This window comes from Ruegeria sp. E8 (assembly GCF_056533985.1).
Genome location: NZ_JBQFOY010000035.1, coordinates 1 through 18108 on the forward strand (window position 1 = coordinate 1; position 18108 = coordinate 18108).

General features: G+C 59.3%; 21 protein-coding genes. 15 read left to right on the plus strand and 6 right to left on the minus strand.

Translation table 11 applies throughout. The features are described from left to right. The first annotated feature begins 282 nt into the window (after positions 1-282). The 6 genes from ACR0LF_RS22890 (at position 283) to ACR0LF_RS22915 (ending at position 5342) form a co-directional block, all read left to right on the plus strand. Positions 283-1437: a phosphoserine transaminase gene (locus ACR0LF_RS22890; RefSeq protein WP_480582181.1), complete on the plus strand. Its 1155-nt coding sequence runs from the start codon at positions 283-285 to the stop codon at positions 1435-1437. 56 nt (positions 1438-1493) lie between these two features. Further along, complete coding sequence (gene serA, locus ACR0LF_RS22895) at positions 1494-3089, plus strand: phosphoglycerate dehydrogenase (RefSeq protein ID WP_480582179.1); 1596 nt, start codon at positions 1494-1496, stop codon at positions 3087-3089. Between the two features lie 244 nt (positions 3090-3333). Further along, the gene (gene serB / locus ACR0LF_RS22900; RefSeq protein ID WP_480582177.1) at positions 3334-4212 is read left to right on the plus strand and encodes a phosphoserine phosphatase SerB; all 879 of its coding nucleotides are present in this window, start codon (positions 3334-3336) and stop codon (positions 4210-4212) included. A gap of 41 nt (positions 4213-4253) precedes the next feature. After that, positions 4254-4583 (plus strand): ArsR/SmtB family transcription factor, encoded by a 330-nt coding sequence (locus ACR0LF_RS22905; RefSeq protein ID WP_480582175.1) that lies wholly within the window; start codon positions 4254-4256, stop codon positions 4581-4583. Further along, positions 4571-4999 (plus strand): SRPBCC family protein, encoded by a 429-nt coding sequence (locus tag ACR0LF_RS22910; RefSeq protein ID WP_480582173.1) that lies wholly within the window; start codon positions 4571-4573, stop codon positions 4997-4999. The genes ACR0LF_RS22905 and ACR0LF_RS22910 overlap by 13 nt, the downstream gene beginning before the upstream one ends. Positions 5000-5021: 22 nt before the next feature. Further along, entirely contained in the window at positions 5022-5342 is a 321-nt protein-coding gene (locus ACR0LF_RS22915; RefSeq protein ID WP_480582171.1) for a YciI family protein, read from the plus strand. A gap of 5 nt (positions 5343-5347) precedes the next feature. On the opposite strand, the gene ACR0LF_RS22920 is transcribed toward ACR0LF_RS22915, so the two are convergent. Continuing rightward, positions 5348-6346, minus strand: coding sequence for an asparaginase (locus ACR0LF_RS22920; protein ID WP_480582169.1), 999 nt, complete (start codon positions 6344-6346; stop codon positions 5348-5350). Between the two features lie 179 nt (positions 6347-6525). On the opposite strand from ACR0LF_RS22920, the gene ACR0LF_RS22925 reads away from it, so the two are divergent. From ACR0LF_RS22925 to ACR0LF_RS22940, 4 genes are all read left to right on the plus strand, one after another. Continuing rightward, positions 6526-7062, plus strand: a complete 537-nt coding sequence (locus ACR0LF_RS22925; protein ID WP_480582167.1) for an invasion associated locus B family protein — start codon at positions 6526-6528, stop codon at positions 7060-7062. 143 nt (positions 7063-7205) lie between these two features. Further along, positions 7206-7376, plus strand: coding sequence for a hypothetical protein (locus tag ACR0LF_RS22930; protein ID WP_480582165.1), 171 nt, complete (start codon positions 7206-7208; stop codon positions 7374-7376). Positions 7377-7493: 117 nt separating this feature from the next. After that, on the plus strand, positions 7494-8681 hold the full coding sequence (gene rlmN / locus ACR0LF_RS22935; RefSeq protein WP_480582164.1) for a dual-specificity RNA methyltransferase RlmN: 1188 nt from the start codon (positions 7494-7496) through the stop codon (positions 8679-8681). Between the two features lie 306 nt (positions 8682-8987). Beyond that, entirely contained in the window at positions 8988-9608 is a 621-nt protein-coding gene (locus ACR0LF_RS22940; RefSeq protein WP_480582163.1) for a cytochrome P460 family protein, read from the plus strand. Between the two features lie 6 nt (positions 9609-9614). Here the strand turns inward: ACR0LF_RS22940 and ACR0LF_RS22945 are convergent, their stop codons facing one another. The 3 genes from ACR0LF_RS22945 to ACR0LF_RS22955 all read right to left on the minus strand — a co-directional run bounded on the left by ACR0LF_RS22945 (position 9615) and on the right by ACR0LF_RS22955 (position 12592). Continuing rightward, positions 9615-11273 (minus strand): U32 family peptidase, encoded by a 1659-nt coding sequence (locus ACR0LF_RS22945; protein ID WP_480582161.1) that lies wholly within the window; start codon positions 11271-11273, stop codon positions 9615-9617. 63 nt (positions 11274-11336) lie between these two features. Then, a complete protein-coding gene (locus ACR0LF_RS22950; RefSeq protein WP_480582159.1) occupies positions 11337-11675 on the minus strand; it encodes a hypothetical protein in 339 nt (112 codons plus the stop codon). Further along, positions 11672-12592 carry a DnaJ C-terminal domain-containing protein gene (locus ACR0LF_RS22955; RefSeq protein ID WP_480582157.1) on the minus strand — a complete coding sequence of 307 codons (921 nt, stop codon included), beginning with the start codon at positions 12590-12592 and terminating at the stop codon, positions 11672-11674. Before ACR0LF_RS22955 ends, ACR0LF_RS22950 begins: the two co-directional genes overlap by 4 nt. Positions 12593-12752: 160 nt before the next feature. Here ACR0LF_RS22955 and ACR0LF_RS22960 point away from each other — a divergent pair, with 160 nt between their 5' ends. Further along, entirely contained in the window at positions 12753-13136 is a 384-nt protein-coding gene (locus tag ACR0LF_RS22960; RefSeq protein ID WP_480582155.1) for a hypothetical protein, read from the plus strand. On the opposite strand, the gene ACR0LF_RS22965 is transcribed toward ACR0LF_RS22960, so the two are convergent. Both ACR0LF_RS22965 and ACR0LF_RS22970 read right to left on the minus strand, forming a co-directional pair. Continuing rightward, on the minus strand, positions 13137-14234 hold the full coding sequence (locus ACR0LF_RS22965; RefSeq protein ID WP_480582153.1) for a cystathionine gamma-lyase: 1098 nt from the start codon (positions 14232-14234) through the stop codon (positions 13137-13139). A gap of 3 nt (positions 14235-14237) precedes the next feature. Further along, entirely contained in the window at positions 14238-15080 is an 843-nt protein-coding gene (locus tag ACR0LF_RS22970; protein ID WP_480582151.1) for an LOG family protein, read from the minus strand. A 79-nt stretch (positions 15081-15159) separates the two neighbouring features. On the opposite strand from ACR0LF_RS22970, the gene ACR0LF_RS22975 reads away from it, so the two are divergent. From ACR0LF_RS22975 to ACR0LF_RS22990, 4 genes are all read left to right on the plus strand, one after another. Then, positions 15160-16071, plus strand: a complete 912-nt coding sequence (locus ACR0LF_RS22975) for a threonine/serine dehydratase (protein WP_480582149.1) — start codon at positions 15160-15162, stop codon at positions 16069-16071. 44 nt (positions 16072-16115) lie between these two features. Next, positions 16116-16715 carry a GntR family transcriptional regulator gene (locus tag ACR0LF_RS22980; RefSeq protein WP_480582147.1) on the plus strand — a complete coding sequence of 200 codons (600 nt, stop codon included), beginning with the start codon at positions 16116-16118 and terminating at the stop codon, positions 16713-16715. A 108-nt stretch (positions 16716-16823) separates the two neighbouring features. Further along, positions 16824-17651: a 2,3,4,5-tetrahydropyridine-2,6-dicarboxylate N-succinyltransferase gene (gene dapD / locus ACR0LF_RS22985; protein WP_480582145.1), complete on the plus strand. Its 828-nt coding sequence runs from the start codon at positions 16824-16826 to the stop codon at positions 17649-17651. 116 nt (positions 17652-17767) lie between these two features. Continuing rightward, on the plus strand, positions 17768-18108 hold a 341-nt coding region (locus ACR0LF_RS22990), incomplete at its 3' end, for a hypothetical protein (protein WP_480856486.1).

An 18108-nucleotide genomic window follows, 5' to 3' on the forward strand; every position in this document is an offset into this window, starting at 1 on the left:
CCGTCAACCGCGTCGACAACGCTTACGGAGACCGAAACCTAATCTGCACATGCCCACCAATGTCAGACTACGAAGAAGCCGCTGAGTAGAGTTCAAACCCCGCCGAGAAATCGGCGGGGTTTTCGCCAATCGGAAACTCATGTTCTGATTTACACCCCTTTTAGATGTCGTTTTTCCCCGACGAAGCGTCTTTTCTGCTTGCTGCAGGTGCGAAGGCCCCATAGGTCTGTGCGTGGGACACCCCTCCCCAACGAGGGGCGTGTATCTGGAAGGGTAATACAGATGACTATCGAACAACCGGTCACGCGGCCGGCGAATCCGCGTTTTTCCTCGGGCCCCTGCGCCAAACCCCCTACATTTGATCTGACCAAACTGGCCGATGCTGCGCTGGGACGTTCGCACCGCGCGGCTGTTGGCAAGGACAAGCTGAAGGCGGCCATTGAAGGCACGCGCGAAGTGCTGGGCATTCCGTCGGATTACAAGATCGGCATCGTTCCCGCCTCGGACACCGGTGCGGTCGAGATGGCGCTGTGGTCGCTGCTGGGCGAGCGCAAGGTCGAGATGCTGGCGTGGGAGAGCTTTGGCTCTGGCTGGGTGACCGATGTGGTCAAGCAGCTGAAGATCGACGCCGAGGTGAAAACTGCGGATTACGGGCAGATCGTGGATCTGGCTTCGGTCGATTTCGCCAATGACGTTGTGTTTACTTGGAACGGTACGACTTCGGGCGTGCGGGTTCCGAATGGCGAATGGATCACCGATGAACGTCAGGGTCTGACCATCTGTGATGCGACCTCGGCGGCCTTTGCCATGGACCTTCCGTGGGACAAGCTGGATGTGACCACCTTCAGCTGGCAGAAAGTGCTGGGCGGAGAAGCGGCCCATGGCATGCTGATCCTGTCGCCCCGTGCTGTAGAGCGGTTGGAGAGCTATACCCCCGCGTGGCCGCTGCCTAAGATTTTCCGTCTGACCAAAGGCGGCAAGCTGATCGAAGGTATCTTTACTGGTGCAACGATCAACACGCCCTCGATGTTGGCGGTCGAAGATTACCTGTTCGCCCTGGACTGGGCGCGTTCGGTCGGAGGTCTGCAGGGCCTGATTGCACGCGCCGATGCCAATGCCGGTGCGGTGCATGCGTTCTGCGACCAGAACGACTGGATTGCCAATCTTGCCGAGGATGCGGCAACGCAGTCGAACACATCTGTGTGCCTGAAGTTCACTGACCCGCGCATTCAGGACGGAGCGACATTCGCCAAGGCCGTGGCCAAACGGCTGGAGGCCGAGAACATCGCGCTGGACATCGGAGCCTATCGCGACGCGCCTGCGGGCCTGCGTATCTGGTGCGGCGGCACGGTTGAGACCTCGGATATCGAGGCGATGCTGCCTTGGCTGGCATGGGCCTTTGAGGCCGAGATCGCGGCACAGTCTGAGGCTGCCTGACTTTTCACCGGGCCGTCCAAGGCCCGGACCTTCCATACAATTCAAGGACCACAAACATGGCTCCCAAAGTACTCGTCTCTGACAAACTCAGCGAAACCGCCGTTCAGATCTTTCGCGACCGCGGTATCGACGTGGATTTCATGCCCGATCTGGGCAAGGACAAAGACAAGCTGGCCGAGGTGATCGGTCAATATGACGGCCTTGCCATCCGTTCGGCCACCAAAGTCACGCCGACCATTCTGGAAAAAGCCGACAATCTGAAAGTGATCGGCCGCGCCGGGATCGGCACCGACAACATCGACAAGGATGCGGCGTCCAAGAAGGGCGTGATCGTGATGAACACGCCGTTCGGCAACATGATCACCACCGCTGAACATGCAATCGCGATGATGTTCGCCGTGGCGCGGCAAATCCCCGAGGCCAGCACCTCGACCCATGCGGGCAAGTGGGAAAAGTCCAAGTTCATGGGGATCGAGCTGACCAACAAGACACTCGGCGTCATCGGCGCGGGCAACATTGGCGGCATCGTTTGTGAACGCGCGCTGGGTCTAAAAATGAAGGTCGTCGCCTATGATCCCTATCTGGGCGAAGAGAAGGCCGCGCAAATGGGCGTGGAGAAGGTCGAACTGGACGAATTGCTGTCGCGGGCCGACTTCATCACGCTTCACGTGCCGCTGACCGACCAGACACGTAACATTCTGAGCCGAGAGAACCTCGCCAAGACCAAGAAAGGCGTCCGTATCATCAACTGCGCCCGTGGTGGTCTGGTTGACGAAGAGGCGCTTGCCGAAGCGCTGCAATCGGGTCATGTCGCTGGTGCGGCCTTTGATGTGTTCAGCGAGGAACCGGCCAAGGACAACCCGCTGTTCAATCTGCCCAACGTGGTCTGCACACCGCATCTGGGCGCGGCAACGACCGAAGCGCAGGAGAACGTGGCGCTGCAGGTGGCTGAACAGATTTCGAACTATCTGCTGACCGGGGCCGTGGAAAACGCGCTGAACATGCCAAGTGTCACCGCCGAAGAAGCCAAGGTGATGGGACCGTGGATCAAGCTGGCGGGCCATCTGGGCAGCTTTATCGGCCAGATGACGGATGAGCCGGTCAAGGCGATCAACATTCTTTATGATGGTGTGGCCGCTGAAATGAACCTCGCCGCGCTGAACTGCGCCGTGGTTGCCGGGATCATGAAAAAGTTCAACCCCGAGGTGAACATGGTTTCGGCCCCGGTTGTCGCCAAAGAGCGTGGGATCAAGATCTCGACCACCAATCAGGACAAATCGGGCGCGTTCGAAGGCTATATCAAAGTCACCGTTGTGACCGCCAAGCGCGAGCGTTCGATCGGCGGCACCGTGTTCAGCGACGGCAAACCCCGTTTCATCCAGATCAAAGGTATCAATATCGATGCCGAGATCGGCGCCCATATGCTGTACACCACCAACGAAGACGTGCCGGGCATCATCGGCACGCTGGGTCAGACCATGGGTGAAAACAACGTCAACATCGCCAACTTTACCCTCGGTCGGTCCGAGGCAGGCGGGGAAGCCATCGCGCTGCTCTATGTCGACGAACCGGTTCCGGCCGAAGCACGGGCAAAGCTGGCGGAAACGGGCTTGTTCACGCAGATCAAGCCGCTGGAGTTTGATGTCGCCTGACGTGACCGGTCGAGTTTGAGAAGCACTTCAGGGCCCGGTTGTAGGCATGGCCGGGCCCTTTGTAATTTCAATTTATGGTCTGAGGCAAAAGCGATCTGAGCCTGACCATCGGAAGACAACTTGCGCCATGATCCTCATTTGCCTTGGGGTTCCACTGGTCGCTCGAACGGCTCGGCGGGAATGATACCCTTTGCAGTTAAGGGACCGAAGCCGCATCGCAGGGTCGAGACACTGGAGATCCAATATGTATGTCGCCACTTTGCTAACCAATCCGGCAGCGCCGTCTCTGGACCGCGCCTTGCCCGAGTCGCTGCGCAATGCGTGGGGTGGCGGGGATGTCCTCTGGCTCAGCCCGGATGAGGCGGCAGAGTTCGAGCTGAGCGACATGCCTGACAATCGCTGGGACGTTTGGGCAGACTTGCAGGGGATAGGCGTGGACCTGATCGTGCAACCTGCGAGGGGGCGGCGCAAAAGGATGTTGCTGGCCGATATGGACAGCACGATGATCCAGCAGGAATGCATTGACGAACTGGCGGACGAGGCCGGCGTCGGCGACCGGGTCAAGGACATCACCGCCCGGGCAATGAACGGAGAGCTGGATTTCGAAGGCGCTCTGATCGAGCGGGTCGGGTTGCTGAAGGATCTGGATGAAAACGTCATCGGCAAAGTTCTGAACGAACGGATCACCCTGATGCCCGGAGGCAGGGAATTACTGGCCACGATGCGGGCCGACGGGGCCTACGCTGCGCTGGTATCCGGCGGATTTACGGCCTTCACCTCGCGGGTGGCCGAGCTTCTGGGGTTTGATGAAAACCGCGCCAACACGCTGTTGGCGGATGAGGGAAAGCTGACGGGCGACGTGGCGCGCCCGATTTTAGGGCGTCAGGCCAAGATCGAAGCGCTGGAGCAGATTTCAGCACGTCTCGGGTTGTCTGAAAATGACGTCATCGCCGTGGGCGACGGGGCCAATGACCTTGGTATGCTTGGGCGGGCCGGCACCGGCGTGGCGCTTCATGCCAAACCTTCGGTGGCGGCGAAATGCGACGTGCGAGTCAATCACGGGGATCTGACCGCGTTGCTTTACCTGCAGGGATATAGCCGCGCGGATTTCGCAGAAATATAGAAGGGCTTCCCTTTATTTAACATTTGTGTTAAATAGTGGTCATGAACACACTTCTGACCGCCTTTTCAGCATTGTCCGACGCCACCCGATTCTCGATTGTCGAGCAATTGATGGAGCAGGGCGAACTGCCTGCCGGTGACCTGATCGAAGGGCGCGGCATGTCCGGCGCCGCGATCTCGCGCCACCTCAAGGTGCTGCGCGAAGCGGGGCTGGTGCAGCAACGTGTACACGGAACCCAGCGGATGTATTCGATCCGATCCGAAGGGCTGCGGGCGATTGCCGACTGGACCATTTCCAAACGCCAATTCTGGGAAGGCAGCCTGGACCGTCTGAGTGATATTATCGAAAGGGAGAATTCATGGCCGACCTGAAACTGGAACGGGAATTCCCCGTCAGCCCCGAAGAGCTGTTTGCGTGGATCAGCGACGGCACCAGATTGTTGCAATGGTGGGGACCCGAAGGGATGCACGTGCCCGAGCACAATCTGGATTTCTCTCGCACCGGCCCGTGGTATTCGGTGATGGAGAATGGCGAGGGCCAGCAATACAAGGTCTCGGGCCACGTGACACATGTCGATCCGCCCAAGTCGGTGGGATTCACCTGGGGCTGGCACGATGATCAGGATCAGCGCGGCGCTGAAAGCCATGTTACCTTCTCGGTCACGGCGACGGATACGGGGTCACGTTTGGTATTGGATCACCGGGAACTGGCCGACGCCGAAGTGGCAGCGAACCACAATCAGGGCTGGACATCGTCGCTGCGCAAACTCGAAGCACATTGCAAATAGGTTTTCATCAGGGAGGAGCGATATGCCCCAATTCTTGTTTGTTTATCACGGGGGTCACACCCCAACCGACCCCGCCGAGATCGAGGCGACCATGGCGGCCTGGGGCGCCTGGTTTCAGAACATGGGCGAGGCGCTGGAGATTCCCGGCAACCCGGTCGGACAATCCTATACCGTCAGCAACGGCAGTGTTGTCGACAATGGCGGCGCAAACCCGGCCTCGGGCTTCACGGTGATCAAGGCTGACAATATCGATGCCGCAACCGAGATGGCCAAAGGCTGTCCGATGGTCGTCAATGGCTCTGGCTCGGTCGAAGTGGCCGAAATCCATGAAATCGAGATGTGAGGACCTTAGCCGGGGAAACCCGGCGCAGGTTTGATCACACCGCATTCCAGCCCGCGGCGGCTGTATTGCGTGGCGTTCATGAATTTGCGGGTGGCCGGGTGATCGGCCTCCAGCACGCCTAGGCTGACCAGAATGGCGGCAATTGCGCATTCGCTGGCGCGGGTGGTGCCATCGGTGATCTTCAGCGCAATGCCCATGCGTTTTTCCGGAACAATAGCCACAAATACGGCCTCGGCCCCGGTTTTGATCGCAACGCGCCCGTCCATGGCGCGCATCAGCTCGGTGCAGGCGCGGGTCTCACCCGCAACCAGTTCAGGGTGTTGGGCCATGGCCGCAACCAGTTGCGCCGCCGCTTCGCTGGAGCGATCCGACCGGTCAGCCGCACTGGCGAACCAAGCCATCGACCGGGCCAGACCGGCCAGTGATGTGGCAAAGTTCGGAGCGGAACAGCCATCGATGCCATAGCCCGGGCTGGTCTCACCCGTCGTTTCTTCGATGGCGGACAGGCAGGCCTGCTGCACCGGGTGATCGATTTCCAGATATTCCGGCCCCGCGCCCATATGCTGGCCCAGCGTCAGAAACCCGCAATGCTTGCCGGAACAGTTGTTGTGAATCTGGCAGGGCGTGTCGTCGGCCAGAATCAGCCGGTCGCGCGCGGCGGTGTCTGCCGGCTCCTGCGGGCCGCAGCGCAAATCGTGCTCGGTCAGCCCCAGATGATCCAGCCATGCAGTCACGCGGTCCGTGTGGATCGCCGCCCCGTTATGCGAGGCGCAGGCCAGCGCGAGGTGCTCGCTGGTCAGCCCGTATTTTGCCGCCGCGCCCGACGTGATCAGCGGAAGCGCCTGAATCATCTTGGCCGAAGACCGGGGGTAGATAACCGCCTGCGGGTCGCCCCAGCTGCGCACGATCTGGCCGGTGTCATCGCAAATGACCGCGTGACCCAGATGCAGGCTTTCCAGCAGAGCGCCACGCCAAAGTTCTGTCATTGGTACCGGCTGCGTCATCTGGACCTCCGAAATTTATGCGCAAAATTCTGCCAATCGCCCTTTCGCCTGTGGCGAAACCTGCGTTAGTGTGTGTATGTCGGCAATCATCGGAATACGCAAACGAATAGACGAACCGGCAGGGTTCGCAGCTGTGTCCGATGGGTATGAGGTAAGGGTCGAGCTAGGAGGCTGGACAAATGGGATCAAAGCTCGTCCGCGTGATCGCGGGCCTGTGCGTGGCGGGGATGGCCGCAAGCACTGCAATCGCCCAACAGGCGACAAGCACAAATCGTGTCGCGGCAAAAACGGATTGGAGCGTTTTTGTCGAAGATGATCCCACCGAGTGCTGGAGCGTTTCTGCACCCAAGGAAACCGTGAACACCCGCGGCGGACGCGTGGTTTCCGTACGGCGCAGCGATATCCTGCTGTTTGTGTTCTATCGTCCCAATGCCGAGGTCAAAGGGCAGCTGACCTTTACCGGCGGCTATCCGTTTGCTGCGGGTTCGACGGTGAACCTGAATGTGGACGGGACCGAGTTTGAACTGTTCACCGAGGGCGAATGGGCCTGGGCCGCATCGGATGCGGATGATGCCAAGATTGTCACCGCCCTGAAGCGCGGAACCGAGGCTGTTCTGACCGCCCGGTCCGAACGCGGAACACAGACAAAAGACACCTTCTCGTTGCTGGGTTTCACCGCAGCGATCGAAGACGCCGAGAAACGCTGCACCAATTGATCCCGCAGTGTCATCTGTAATCAAGGCCCCGTCCGGATGGCGGGGCTTTTTACGTTTGGTCATCTGCTCGGCTTGATTCCAATCAAAGTTCTGAATGTGACATTGTGTGCTTATCGCTTCAGTCACTGAGAAAGGACATTGTGATGAAGCAGAACACTTGGATCACTCTGGTTTTGATTGCATCCGTCGCTGTGCTGAGCGCTTGCGAGAAAAACGCTGAAACCTACCCGATAACGGGCGAGCAATGTGGCCCCGAAGATCCGGTGCAGACACTGGACGCCAATGACTGCTATACACCGCCGCCGGTGAACTGATCAAAAGGGCCCGGCGCGTTCAACGTGCCGGGCCGGTCGGCGCAGGAAACCTTTTGATCTTTGCGCGGGTTCCTATATAGAGGCGCATCCCAAGCCCGATTCCGTTGAGATACGCCAATGTCGCCCAAAGCGCCGATCACCCAAGACGTCATGACCATCCCCCGCAAGCTGCCTGAGGGGAAGGTGAACCTTGTCGGACTTTCGCGCGACCGCCTGCGCGAAACCTTGATCGAGCACGGCACGCCCGAAAAGCAGGCCAAGATGCGCACCGGTCAGATCTGGCAATGGATCTACCAATGGGGCGTGCGCGACTTTGCCGAGATGACCAATCTGGCAAAGGCTTATCGTGCGCAACTGGCCGAGCATTTCGTGATCGAAATTCCGGAGGTCGTGACACGTCAGGTGTCCGAGGACGGCACCCGCAAATACCTGTGCCGTATCGCGGGCGGGCACGAGGTCGAGGTGGTCTATATCCCCGAGGAAGATCGCGGCACGCTGTGCATCTCGTCTCAGGTGGGGTGTACGCTGACCTGTTCGTTTTGTCATACCGGCACTCAAAAACTTGTACGAAACCTCACATCCGCCGAAATCGTCGGTCAGATCATGATGGCGCGCGACGATCTTGAGGAATGGCCGACCCCCGGCGCGCCCAAGGATGAAACCCGCCTACTGTCGAACATCGTTCTGATGGGCATGGGCGAACCGCTGTATAATTTCGAGAACGTCCGCGACGCGATGAAGATTGCCATGGACCCCGAGGGGATTTCCCTGTCTCGCCGCCGCATCACGCTTTCAACCTCGGGCGTGGTGCCCGAGATCGCGCGTACGGCCGAGGAAATCGGCTGTCTGCTGGCGATCTCGTTCCACGCCACTACGGATGAGACCCGCGACGTTCTGGTGCCGATCAACAAGCGCTGGAACATCGAGGAACTGCTGGAAGCGCTGTCCAGTTACCCCAATGCGTCGAATTCCGAGCGGATCACCTTTGAATACGTGATGCTGGACGGTGTGAATGACAGCGATGAAGATGCGCATCGACTGATCGACCACATCAAACGTCACAACATCCCGGCCAAGATCAACCTGATCCCGTTCAACGAATGGCCCGGCGCGCCGTACAAACGCAGCTCGAACAACCGCATCCGGGCTTTTGCGAACATCATCTACCAGGCGGGCTATGCCTCGCCCATCCGCAAGACGCGGGGTGAGGATATCATGGCCGCCTGTGGTCAGCTGAAATCGGCCACCGAACGTGCCCGCAAATCGCGCAAACAGATCGAGGCCGAAACGGGTTTGAGCAGATAGGACCTACTGCGCCGCAAGCAGGACAAGTGAACGGCGGCTGCCGGGCTACAATATCGCGTTTCGATTGTCTGAAATCACCATCCGCACGCCATAAGTGTATCTGTAAACTTAATGTTTCAGGTGCTGAAACCACATGCATAATTTGCTATGTTTGATGTATCCGGCGCGGCCAACTGCATTTTCAAATCGGTGCACAAGGCGGTGAGATTACCGGACCAGAACTGGCAAGTTATTCCAAGGCCGCTAGAATTGGTATTGTACGGCCAAGCGGCGCTCAGGCGAACTGATTTCAGGTGGGTCAAAATAATGGACTCAAAACTACTAAGACTTTTCCAACAGAAAACTGCTGCTATTGTTTTGCTGGTGTTTGCAGCAGGGCTGGCATCGGCGGAAGAAGACAACGCCCATATCGCGATAGAGAACCCCGCTGAGTTGAGCAAAGACGAGGCTTTGGCCCACTACCGTTCGCTGAGCAAGCGCATGGCGCGGGGGTATGCGGCGGCGCAACTGGACCTGATCCTCAATTATCAAAGCTGGCCGCTATTCAACGATGCGCCCTATATTTCGGCAACCCATGGGCAGCGGTTCGTGAACAGCTACGCCAACCGAATGGCGCATAACTACGGCACGTTGCAGGAGGGTGAAGAGCTGCCGATGGGCTCGGTTCTTGCCAAGGACAGCATGACCGTGACAGATGAGGGTCGCGTACATCCCGGTGCCATGTTCATAATGGAGAAACTGGCAGAAGGTGCCAGCCCGGAAACGGCAGACTGGCGTTATGTCATGGTGCTGCCGGACGGGTCATTGTTTGGCGACACCCTGGGCAGTCGCGCCGATGAGGTCGCCTATTGCCATGTCTGTCACGAGTTGGTGGCAGAACGGGATTACACGTTCTACGTACCCGAGGAGTTTCAGGTGGGCAACTGAACCGGGTTACGCGGTTTCGCCCGGCAGTTTCAATTCTGTCGCCTCGCGGCGGCTGAGCTGTTCACCTTGCTTTCGCTTCGACAGGACTTCACGGGCCAGCGCGTATTTCTCATCCTGCCAGAAGATCAGGCATCCGTTGCAGCCCTTGCCGCAACACCCTTCGGTGCCGATACGGTTGGTCTTGAATCGACGCTCGTTACCGTCTTCTCCGATTTTCTCGATTAACTCGTCTCGGCGGCGTGCATAGGCATTAGGGTTGTCGCGGCCGGAGGTTTCCAAACCCTGCACCAGTTTGTCGAAACGGATACGGCTCCAGTGCTCGTCTGTCAGGGCGCGCTCTTTGCGCAGGACCGTGTAGACCGGGAAACGTGCGCGCAGGTCGTCGATATCCTCGTGATCGAACAGGGTGAAAGGCAATCGGATGACAGTTTTGGTGCTGCCATGCACCACATCCAGTCGCGTGCCGTCGTGGGCGCGTTCGAAATCATAGACCCGCAGCAGAACCGTATCGCGTGAAATGGGTGAGACGAAATCCAGCACGTCGCCCGGCTCCAGCTTGTTCTTCACCTCGACCAGAAAGGCATCCTCGGTCACATCGGTGACGATCCCGGCATATTCCCATTGCGCGATCGAGGCCGTGTGTTCGTAGTCGTGCGCGTAGTTTGTCAACCGCCCCTCGTGGAAGGCCAGTGTATAGCCGCGGTTTCCGACGGTCTCGAGTTCGCGCATATAGGGTTTTGGATCCCAGTTTTCGGGGTCGGCGTTGTAGTCGTCGATGGCCATCCGATACGCGCGCGCAACGATGGCGGCATAGTATTCCGACTTACCACGCCCTTCGACCTTGAGGCTGTCAACGCCGATCTTCAGATATTCGTCCAGTTTCGGCATGATGCACAGATCACGCGAGTTTAGGATATAGGACCCCCGATCATCCTCTTCGATGGGCATCAGATCACCGGGGCGGCAGCCTTCTTCCAACAGGAACTCGAACAGGTCGGCATTTTCGTCGGTGATGCGAAGTTCCTGATGGGTGCCGTCTTTCAGGCGCAGCTTCAGGCCATAGTTCCAGCGGCAGGAATTGGCGCAGTTGCCCTGGTTCGCCCCGCGCTCGGCCATGAAATTCGACAGCAGGCAACGACCCGAATAGGTCATGCACATGGCACCGTGCACGAAAGCCTCAAGCTTGATGTCCGGGCATTTCTCGCGGATTTCAACCAGTTCGGGATATGAGACCTCGCGGGCCAGAACCACCAGCTCGGCCCCCTGATCCTGCCAGAACTTCACCGACAGCCACGAACAGATATTGGCCTGGGTCGAGATATGCAGCGGCAGTTCGGGTGCGCGTTCGCGGACATATTGGAACACGCCCGGATCGGCGATGATCAACCCATCGGGCTGCACCTTGCGCACCGTGTCGATGTATTCATCGAGCTTCGGGATGTCCTTGTTGTGCGAAAACAGGTTCAGCGTCAGGTATGCGCGTCGGCCATGCTGGTGGCAGAATTCAACCCCTTCGATCACCTCTTCCAGCGAGAACTCGGATTTGGTGCGCAGCGACATATCCGGCGTGCCCAGATACACCGCTTCCGCCCCATAGAGGATGGCGAGTTTCAGTTTGCGCAGATTGCCCGCAGGCATCAGCAATTCGGATCTGGACTGGGTCATGAAGGTACCGGGCAAAGGATCAAGGCGACCTTTTAGGCCAAAATCACCGTGCCCAAAACCCCGTTACCTGCGGCGGAATCGCGCTGTGCCGATCACTTCAACCAGTTGTTGGCGAACGGGTTCCGGTTGCGCCTCAACCGCGTTCAGAACTTCGCGCAACTCAGCCCGTAGTCCGTGCATCTGGTCGATCAGAGAGATCATCATCGACAGGGCATCGGCCTCCATGTCGTACTGTTCGTGCAACTCGCAGGCCAGTTCCAACCGGGCAACATCGATGCTGTGATAGACCAGCCCCTGGTCTGATTGCTCGGGGATCACAATCTCGGCCGCCAGATACTCGGTCAACCGGTCCGAGGTCAGGCGGGTAACGGCTTCGATCAGTTCCTTTTCGGTCAGGCTCATGACGGCATTCCTTTCCGCGGATCATAGCGATGCGTTTCGCGCCAGGTTTCCATGAACTGTTTCAGGTCGTCATCGATGGAGTCGGGCATCGAGACGGTCAGTTCGATCAACTGATCCCCGCGCTCGGATGAGCCGCGTTTCTTGACGCCTTTACCCCGCAATCGCAGGGTTTTGCCGCTGCTGGTGCCCGCCGGGACGCTGACATTCACACCGCCATCAATTGTAGGGGCCGGGACTTTGCCGCCCAGAATAGCCTCATCAATTGTGATAGGCAGTGTGATGTGGATGTCGTCGCCCTGACGATCAAACACCGGATGTTTAGCCACCGAAACAGTCACCAGAGCATCGCCCGCAGGGCCTTCGCCGTATCCCGGAGCCCCTTTGCCCCGCAAACGGATGGTCTGGCCGTCGGTGATGCCTGCCGGGATCTTTACCTCGATCCGGTCGCCGTCGGGCAGGGTCAGTTTCTGGCTGGCCCCGAACACGGCATCCAGAAAGCTGATTTGCAGCGAATAGTTCAGGTTATGCCCCGGCGCGTGAAAGTCCTGCGTGCGCTGGCCGCCAAAGCCGCCGCGCCCGCGCATGAACTCGGCGAAGATATCTGACATGTCGTCGGGGTCCGTCTGACTCCCGCGATAGGGGTTGCCTGCGGCCTCGGCGTATTCCCGGTAATACTGTTGTTGCGGACGTTCCTGACCCGAGGCGTCAATCTCGCCATTGTCGTACCGCGCACGGGTTTCCGGGTCTTTCAACAGGTCATAAGCTGCGGCAGCGGCTTTGAATTTCGCCTCCGCCTCGGCATCGCCGGGTTTCAAATCCGGATGGCATTCCTTGGCAATGCGCCGGTAGGCTTTCTTGATCTCGGCGGCGCTGGCGTCCTTTGCAACGCCGAGAACGGAATAGGGATCGTCGCTCATCTCACTCTCACGGGTCAGGGGCAGGTCTGATCTTGATGAATGTGTTCTACCATGCGGCTTCAACGGGTCAAAAGGAAGAGGCGATTGAATTGCCTCGAAAAATCCTGCAGGTCTGTTAACATCTGCATGTTTCTAAATGTTGATTGACGGAGACCGCCGCATGTCGCGCAGAATTAAGTCCGCTCTGGCCTTGCTCGCCGGGAACGCCATTGGGTTGTTGCTTGCTTCGCTGATACTGTCAGGGTTTGCAATCAAACCGATCTCATTCATCGTTGTCGTGATCGTCTTCACTGTTGTTCAGCTGATTGCCGAGCCGCTGATCCTGAAGCTAGGCGAAAAGAAAGCGCCGGCGCTGAAAGGCGGGATCGCTTTGATCGTGACTTTTGTGGGCCTGTTGGTGACAGATCTGATCACAGCCGGACTGACCATTGGCGGTGTTTCGAACCTGTTGGCGGCAACGCTGCTGGTCTGGCTGGGGGCGTTGATCGCCAGCGTGGTGCTGCCGATCTACGTGTTCAAGGAACTGCGCGAAGCCAAGAAATAATCACGGCGCGTTCAGGCTGGCCTCGATGGCTTGCCACAGCTCATCCACGGGTTCGCATCCGACCGACAGGCGGATAAAGGCTGGATCGACGTCGTCGCCCCAGCGCGCCCGGCGCTCGGCCGAGCTGTGGACCCCTCCGAAAGAAGTGGCAGGGCGCAGAAGGGGGCAGGTGTTGATGAAGGCTTCGGCCTTGTCTTCACTTTCCAGCGTCAGTGACAGCAGAAATCCGAAGCGTGCTGTCTGTGCCTGCGCCAGTTTATGCGATGGATCGCCCGGCAGGCCGGGATAGCGGACCTGTTTCACCGCGGGATGGGCGGCCAATCGTTCGGCGAGCACCTGTGCCGAGGTGCACATGCGGTCAAAGCGTACATCCAGCGTTTCCAGCCCGCGATGCAGCAGCCAGGCTTCATGCGGTCCGGGGATCGAGCCTGAGACTTTCCGCCACTCTTCGACCCGTCCCATGATGTCGCTGTTACGGCTGGCCACGTGGCCCATCAGCATGTCGGAATGTCCGCCCATTGCCTTGGTGTCGGAAGAAACAACCACATCGGTGCCCAGAACCAAGGGGCGCTGCCCCAACGGCGTCATCGTCGTGTTGTCGGCAATGGTCACGCCCCCGGCGGCGCGCACCTGATCCGCAACCGCCGACAGGTCGATCATGTCCAAACCGGGGTTCGAGGGGCTTTCGACGAACACCACGTCGAACCCGTCAAAACCACCGTCGGAAAATGCGGTCGTGGGGCGTTCCTCAACAACCACGCCCAGACGCGAAAGGAACCGATCCGCCAGCAGGCGCGTCACGTAATAGCCATCCGACGGGATCAACAGCCGCGACCCGGCCTTTAAGGTGGCAAACAGCGCTGCCGAGATCGCTGCCATCCCCGAGGGGAAGCTGAGGCACGGTGCTTCTTCCAGATGCGACAGCACATGTTCCAGATGCACCCAGGTCGGGTTGTCGACGCGCCCGTAGCTCGCTTGCCCGTCCGGTGCGCCCGGCAGATGAAACATGCTGCTTTGTGTCAACGGCAGTGCCACCGGCTCGCCCTTGTTCAAGGCGTTCCCGCGCAGATGCAGCATCTCTCCAACCTTGGGTGCCATGGTTCAGCGCCCCGGGATTTCGTCGCGGGGCGGGGCGGGTTCCCAGTTCTCGATGATCTCGACCGCCTCTTTCGCGGTATCGACAAAGCGGAACAGGTCGAGGTCTTCGTCCGAGATGGTGCCCGCATCCGCCAACGCTTCCCAATTGATGACCCTTTCCCAGAATTCGCGGCCAAACAGCAGGAAGGGCACACGGTCCATGCGTCCGGTCTGGATCAGAGTGAGGGATTCGAACAGCTCATCCATCGTACCGAAACCGCCGGGGAAGATGGTGATGGCGCGCGCGCGCATCAGGAAATGCATCTTGCGGATGGCGAAATAGTGGAAGTTGAAGCTGAGGTCCGGTGTCACATAGAGGTTCGGTGCCTGCTCGTGCGGCAATACGATGTTCAGCCCGATCGAGCATCCGCCCGCATCCTGCGCGCCCCGGTTTCCAGCCTCCATCACGCCGGGGCCGCCGCCGGTGACGATCACATTCTCTCGGCATCCGGTCTCGTTCGACTTTTCGGTCATCAGCCGGGCGAATTCGCGCGCCTCATCGTAGTATTGCGACAAACCGGCCAGTGTTTCGGTCCGCGCAGTGTGTTTCTGTGACGGCTCGGGAATGCGTGCGCCGCCGAACATCACGATAGTCGAGGTGATCTCGCGCTCGCTCATGATCATCTCGGGCTTCAACAGCTCCAGTTGCAGGCGCACAGGGCGCAGCTCGTCCCGGCACAGGAATTCGTCGTCGGCAAAGGCCAGGCGATAGGCCGGGGACCGCGTCTGCGGCGTGTCCGGTACTTCGCTTGCGGTCGAGCGGTCGGTCTGTGCATCGCGGAAAGGGCTGAGGCGGTCTTCTCTCATGGGTGATCGATCCCTGCTTGCGTGTTTTTCAAACAGCTATAGGGTTCGCGGGCAGAGTGCCAGTCACGGATAGACAAGAATGAATTGGAAGAGCGAAATATCAGCGGCCCGGGGGCGCATCGCCGGACACGCACAAGTGACCCCAGTGATCGAGAGCCATATTCCCGGTTATGCCATTGAGCTTAAACTGGAGCACATGCAGCACACCGGCAGTTTCAAGGCGCGGGGTGCTTTCAATACCTTGCTCAGCCTCGAGGTGCCTGAGGCCGGTGTGGTGGCTGCGTCCGGAGGCAACCACGGTGCTGCGGCGGCTTTTGCGGCGCAGGCTCTGGGCCATCCGGCCAAGATTTTCGTGCCCGAACTGGCAGGCCCGTCCAAGATCGCGTTGATCCGGCAAACCGGTGCGGATCTGAGCGTTGTGCCCGGCGAATACGCCAACGCACTGACACAGGCGCAGGCGCATGAAGCCGAAACCGGAGCGATGCAGATTCACGCCTATGACGCCCCGTCCACGGTGGCGGGGCAGGGAACCTGCTTTGCGGAATGGGACGCGCAGGGGTTGCAGGCAGACACGGTTCTGGTCGCAGTCGGCGGCGGCGGATTGATCGCCGGGGCCTTGGCGTGGTTCGACGGTGCGCGCAAGGTTGTGGCGGTTGAACCCGAGACCTCTTGCGCTTTGAATGCCGCGTTGGAGGCCGGTAAGCCGGTGGATGTCTCCGTATCCGGCATTGCGGCAAACGCGTTGGGCGCGCGACGGATCGGGCAGATCTGTTTTGACCTCGCGCAGGGCATATCCTCGGTTCTGGTGTCGGATGACGCTATCGCTGCAGCACAGAAGACCTTGTGGCAAGCGCATCGCATTCTGGTGGAACCGGCGGGTGCAACCGCGCTGGCGGCACTGACCTCGGGCGTGTACCGGCCCGAGCCGGGTGAACGCGTGGCCGTTCTGGTGTGTGGTGCCAATATCGCGCCGGACCCGCTTGCCGAGTGAATTATCGGGTTGTGGACGGGCGTTGCGGATTTTATCTATAATTTATGACCGCCACGATTTCCGACACGATTTACCAAAACCTCAGCCAGCAGATCATCACCGGAGAGCTGCCCGCTGGCGAGAAGCTGCGGCAAGACCATATCGCCCGTGATTTTGACACCAGCCATGTCCCGGTGCGCGAAGCCTTGTTGCGGCTCGAGGCGCATGGATTGGCGCGGCACGAGCCACGCCGGGGGATGCGTGTCACCGCGCTGGACCCGGCGGAAGTGCGCGAGGTGATCGAAATGCGCGTGGCGTTGGAAACTCTGGCGTTGCAGCAATCCGTGCAGAACATGTCACCGGTGGCGTTGGACAAGATCGATCGCGCGCGCATCGCCTGTGATGAGGCGCAGACAATGCCCCAATGGGAGGCGTTGAACAGGGCGTTCCATCGCGCCATACTGACACCTTGCGGGCTGCCCCGGCTTTTGCACACCATCGATGACCTGCACATCGCAAGCGCACGCCATCTGTTCGCGCATTGGCGATCGAAATGGGTGCAGCAAGTGGACAAGGATCATGCGGCTTTGGTTCAGGCGATCAGGCGCAAAGAACTGAGCACGGCCAAGGCGATCCTGACCCGCCATATACGTCGCGCCAGCTGATTGCGGGTTTTTCAGACGTAAAAGGATACATGAGCGTCGCATTGCGTCATGGGTCTGGCTTTCGTATAGGCCAAACCAACGTGAATAGATTCTGTATGGAGAGACCCCATGTCCAACGCGCAACTGGAAGCCGCCATCGAAGCCGCCTGGGAGGCGCGCGACACAATCACTCCTGCCACGACCGGTGAACAACGCGAAGCGATCGAAGATACGCTGAACGCACTGGACAGCGGTTCGCTGCGTGTTGCCGAAAAGCTGGAGAGCGGTGACTGGCATGTGAACCAATGGGCCAAGAAGGCGGTTCTGCTGGGTTTTCGCATCAAGGATATGGAAATTCAATCCGGCGGGCCGCAAGACGGCGGCTGGTGGGACAAGGTGGACAGCAAATTCGCCGGGTGGGGCGAGGAACAGTGGAAGACCGCTGGTTTCCGCGCGGTGCCGCACTGCGTCGTTCGCAAATCCGCGTACATCGCGCCGGGCGCTGTTCTGATGCCATCCTTCGTCAATCTTGGCGCCTATGTGGATGAGGGCACCATGGTTGACACCTGGGCCACTGTCGGATCCTGTGCGCAGATCGGCAAAAACGTCCACCTGTCAGGCGGCGTCGGCATTGGTGGCGTTCTTGAACCCATGCAGGCTGGTCCAACCATCATCGAAGACAACTGCTTTATCGGTGCCCGCTCGGAAGTGGTCGAAGGCTGCATCGTCCGCGAAGGTTCTGTTCTGGGCATGGGCGTGTTCATCGGCAAGTCGACCAAGATCGTGGATCGCGAAACCGGCGAAGTCACCTATGGCGAAGTGCCACCCTATTCGGTGGTCGTTGCAGGTTCGATGCCGTCCAAAAACAACATCAGCCTGTATTGCGCGGTGATCGTGAAGCGGGTGGATGAAAAAACACGGTCGAAAACCGGTATCAACGAATTGCTGCGTGACTGATCATTCAGCTGAATTGGAAAGGCCGGAGCAGTTACGCTCCGGCCTTTTTTGAGGTTCGCATCCGACGAAACCAAAGCTTTAGCCGATACCGGTTTTGAGCATGTGGCTTCGTTCAGATGATCACCTCGTGCAGGTTAACGATTTTCACCCTGCATCGGCTCGACTTCGGAACTTCCTGCGTTAGTTTCCGCACTGCCCTCGTTGTCACCGCCGCCTTCGGTTTCACCGCCACCTTCGGTCTCGCCACCGCCTTCGGTTTCGCCACCGCCTTCGGTTTCGCCACCGCCTTCGGTCTGGCCACCACCTTCGGTTTCGCCGCCACCTTCGGTTTCGCCACCGCCTTCGGTTCCGCCACCGCCTTCGGTTTCACCACCGCCTTCGGTTTCGCCACCGCCTTCGGTCTCGCCACCGCCTCACGTTTCGCCACTGCCTTCGGTTTCGCCACCGCCTTCGGTTG

Bases quoted from the DNA above. Each gene is read 5' to 3' on its own strand.
- ACR0LF_RS22940 (WP_480582163.1), top strand. From the start codon at position 8,988: ATGGACTCAAAACTACTAAGACTTTTCCAACAGAAAACTGCTGCTATT.
- ACR0LF_RS22910 (WP_480582173.1), top strand. From the start codon at position 4,571: ATGGCCGACCTGAAACTGGAACGGGAATTCCCCGTCAGCCCCGAAGAG.
- ACR0LF_RS22930 (WP_480582165.1), top strand. From the start codon at position 7,206: ATGAAGCAGAACACTTGGATCACTCTGGTTTTGATTGCATCCGTCGCT.
- ACR0LF_RS22925 (WP_480582167.1), top strand. From the start codon at position 6,526: ATGGGATCAAAGCTCGTCCGCGTGATCGCGGGCCTGTGCGTGGCGGGG.
- ACR0LF_RS22955 (WP_480582157.1), bottom strand. From the start codon at position 12,592: ATGAGCGACGATCCCTATTCCGTTCTCGGCGTTGCAAAGGACGCCAGC.
- ACR0LF_RS22970 (WP_480582151.1), bottom strand. From the start codon at position 15,080: ATGAGAGAAGACCGCCTCAGCCCTTTCCGCGATGCACAGACCGACCGC.
- ACR0LF_RS22975 (WP_480582149.1), top strand. From the start codon at position 15,160: ATGAATTGGAAGAGCGAAATATCAGCGGCCCGGGGGCGCATCGCCGGA.
- ACR0LF_RS22915 (WP_480582171.1), top strand. From the start codon at position 5,022: ATGCCCCAATTCTTGTTTGTTTATCACGGGGGTCACACCCCAACCGAC.
- ACR0LF_RS22980 (WP_480582147.1), top strand. From the start codon at position 16,116: ATGACCGCCACGATTTCCGACACGATTTACCAAAACCTCAGCCAGCAG.
- serA (WP_480582179.1), top strand. From the start codon at position 1,494: ATGGCTCCCAAAGTACTCGTCTCTGACAAACTCAGCGAAACCGCCGTT.
- ACR0LF_RS22945 (WP_480582161.1), bottom strand. From the start codon at position 11,273: ATGACCCAGTCCAGATCCGAATTGCTGATGCCTGCGGGCAATCTGCGC.
- ACR0LF_RS22890 (WP_480582181.1), top strand. From the start codon at position 283: ATGACTATCGAACAACCGGTCACGCGGCCGGCGAATCCGCGTTTTTCC.
- dapD (WP_480582145.1), top strand. From the start codon at position 16,824: ATGTCCAACGCGCAACTGGAAGCCGCCATCGAAGCCGCCTGGGAGGCG.
- serB (WP_480582177.1), top strand. From the start codon at position 3,334: ATGTATGTCGCCACTTTGCTAACCAATCCGGCAGCGCCGTCTCTGGAC.
- rlmN (WP_480582164.1), top strand. From the start codon at position 7,494: ATGTCGCCCAAAGCGCCGATCACCCAAGACGTCATGACCATCCCCCGC.
- ACR0LF_RS22960 (WP_480582155.1), top strand. From the start codon at position 12,753: ATGTCGCGCAGAATTAAGTCCGCTCTGGCCTTGCTCGCCGGGAACGCC.
- ACR0LF_RS22905 (WP_480582175.1), top strand. From the start codon at position 4,254: ATGAACACACTTCTGACCGCCTTTTCAGCATTGTCCGACGCCACCCGA.
- ACR0LF_RS22950 (WP_480582159.1), bottom strand. From the start codon at position 11,675: ATGAGCCTGACCGAAAAGGAACTGATCGAAGCCGTTACCCGCCTGACC.
- ACR0LF_RS22965 (WP_480582153.1), bottom strand. From the start codon at position 14,234: ATGGCACCCAAGGTTGGAGAGATGCTGCATCTGCGCGGGAACGCCTTG.
- ACR0LF_RS22920 (WP_480582169.1), bottom strand. From the start codon at position 6,346: ATGACGCAGCCGGTACCAATGACAGAACTTTGGCGTGGCGCTCTGCTG.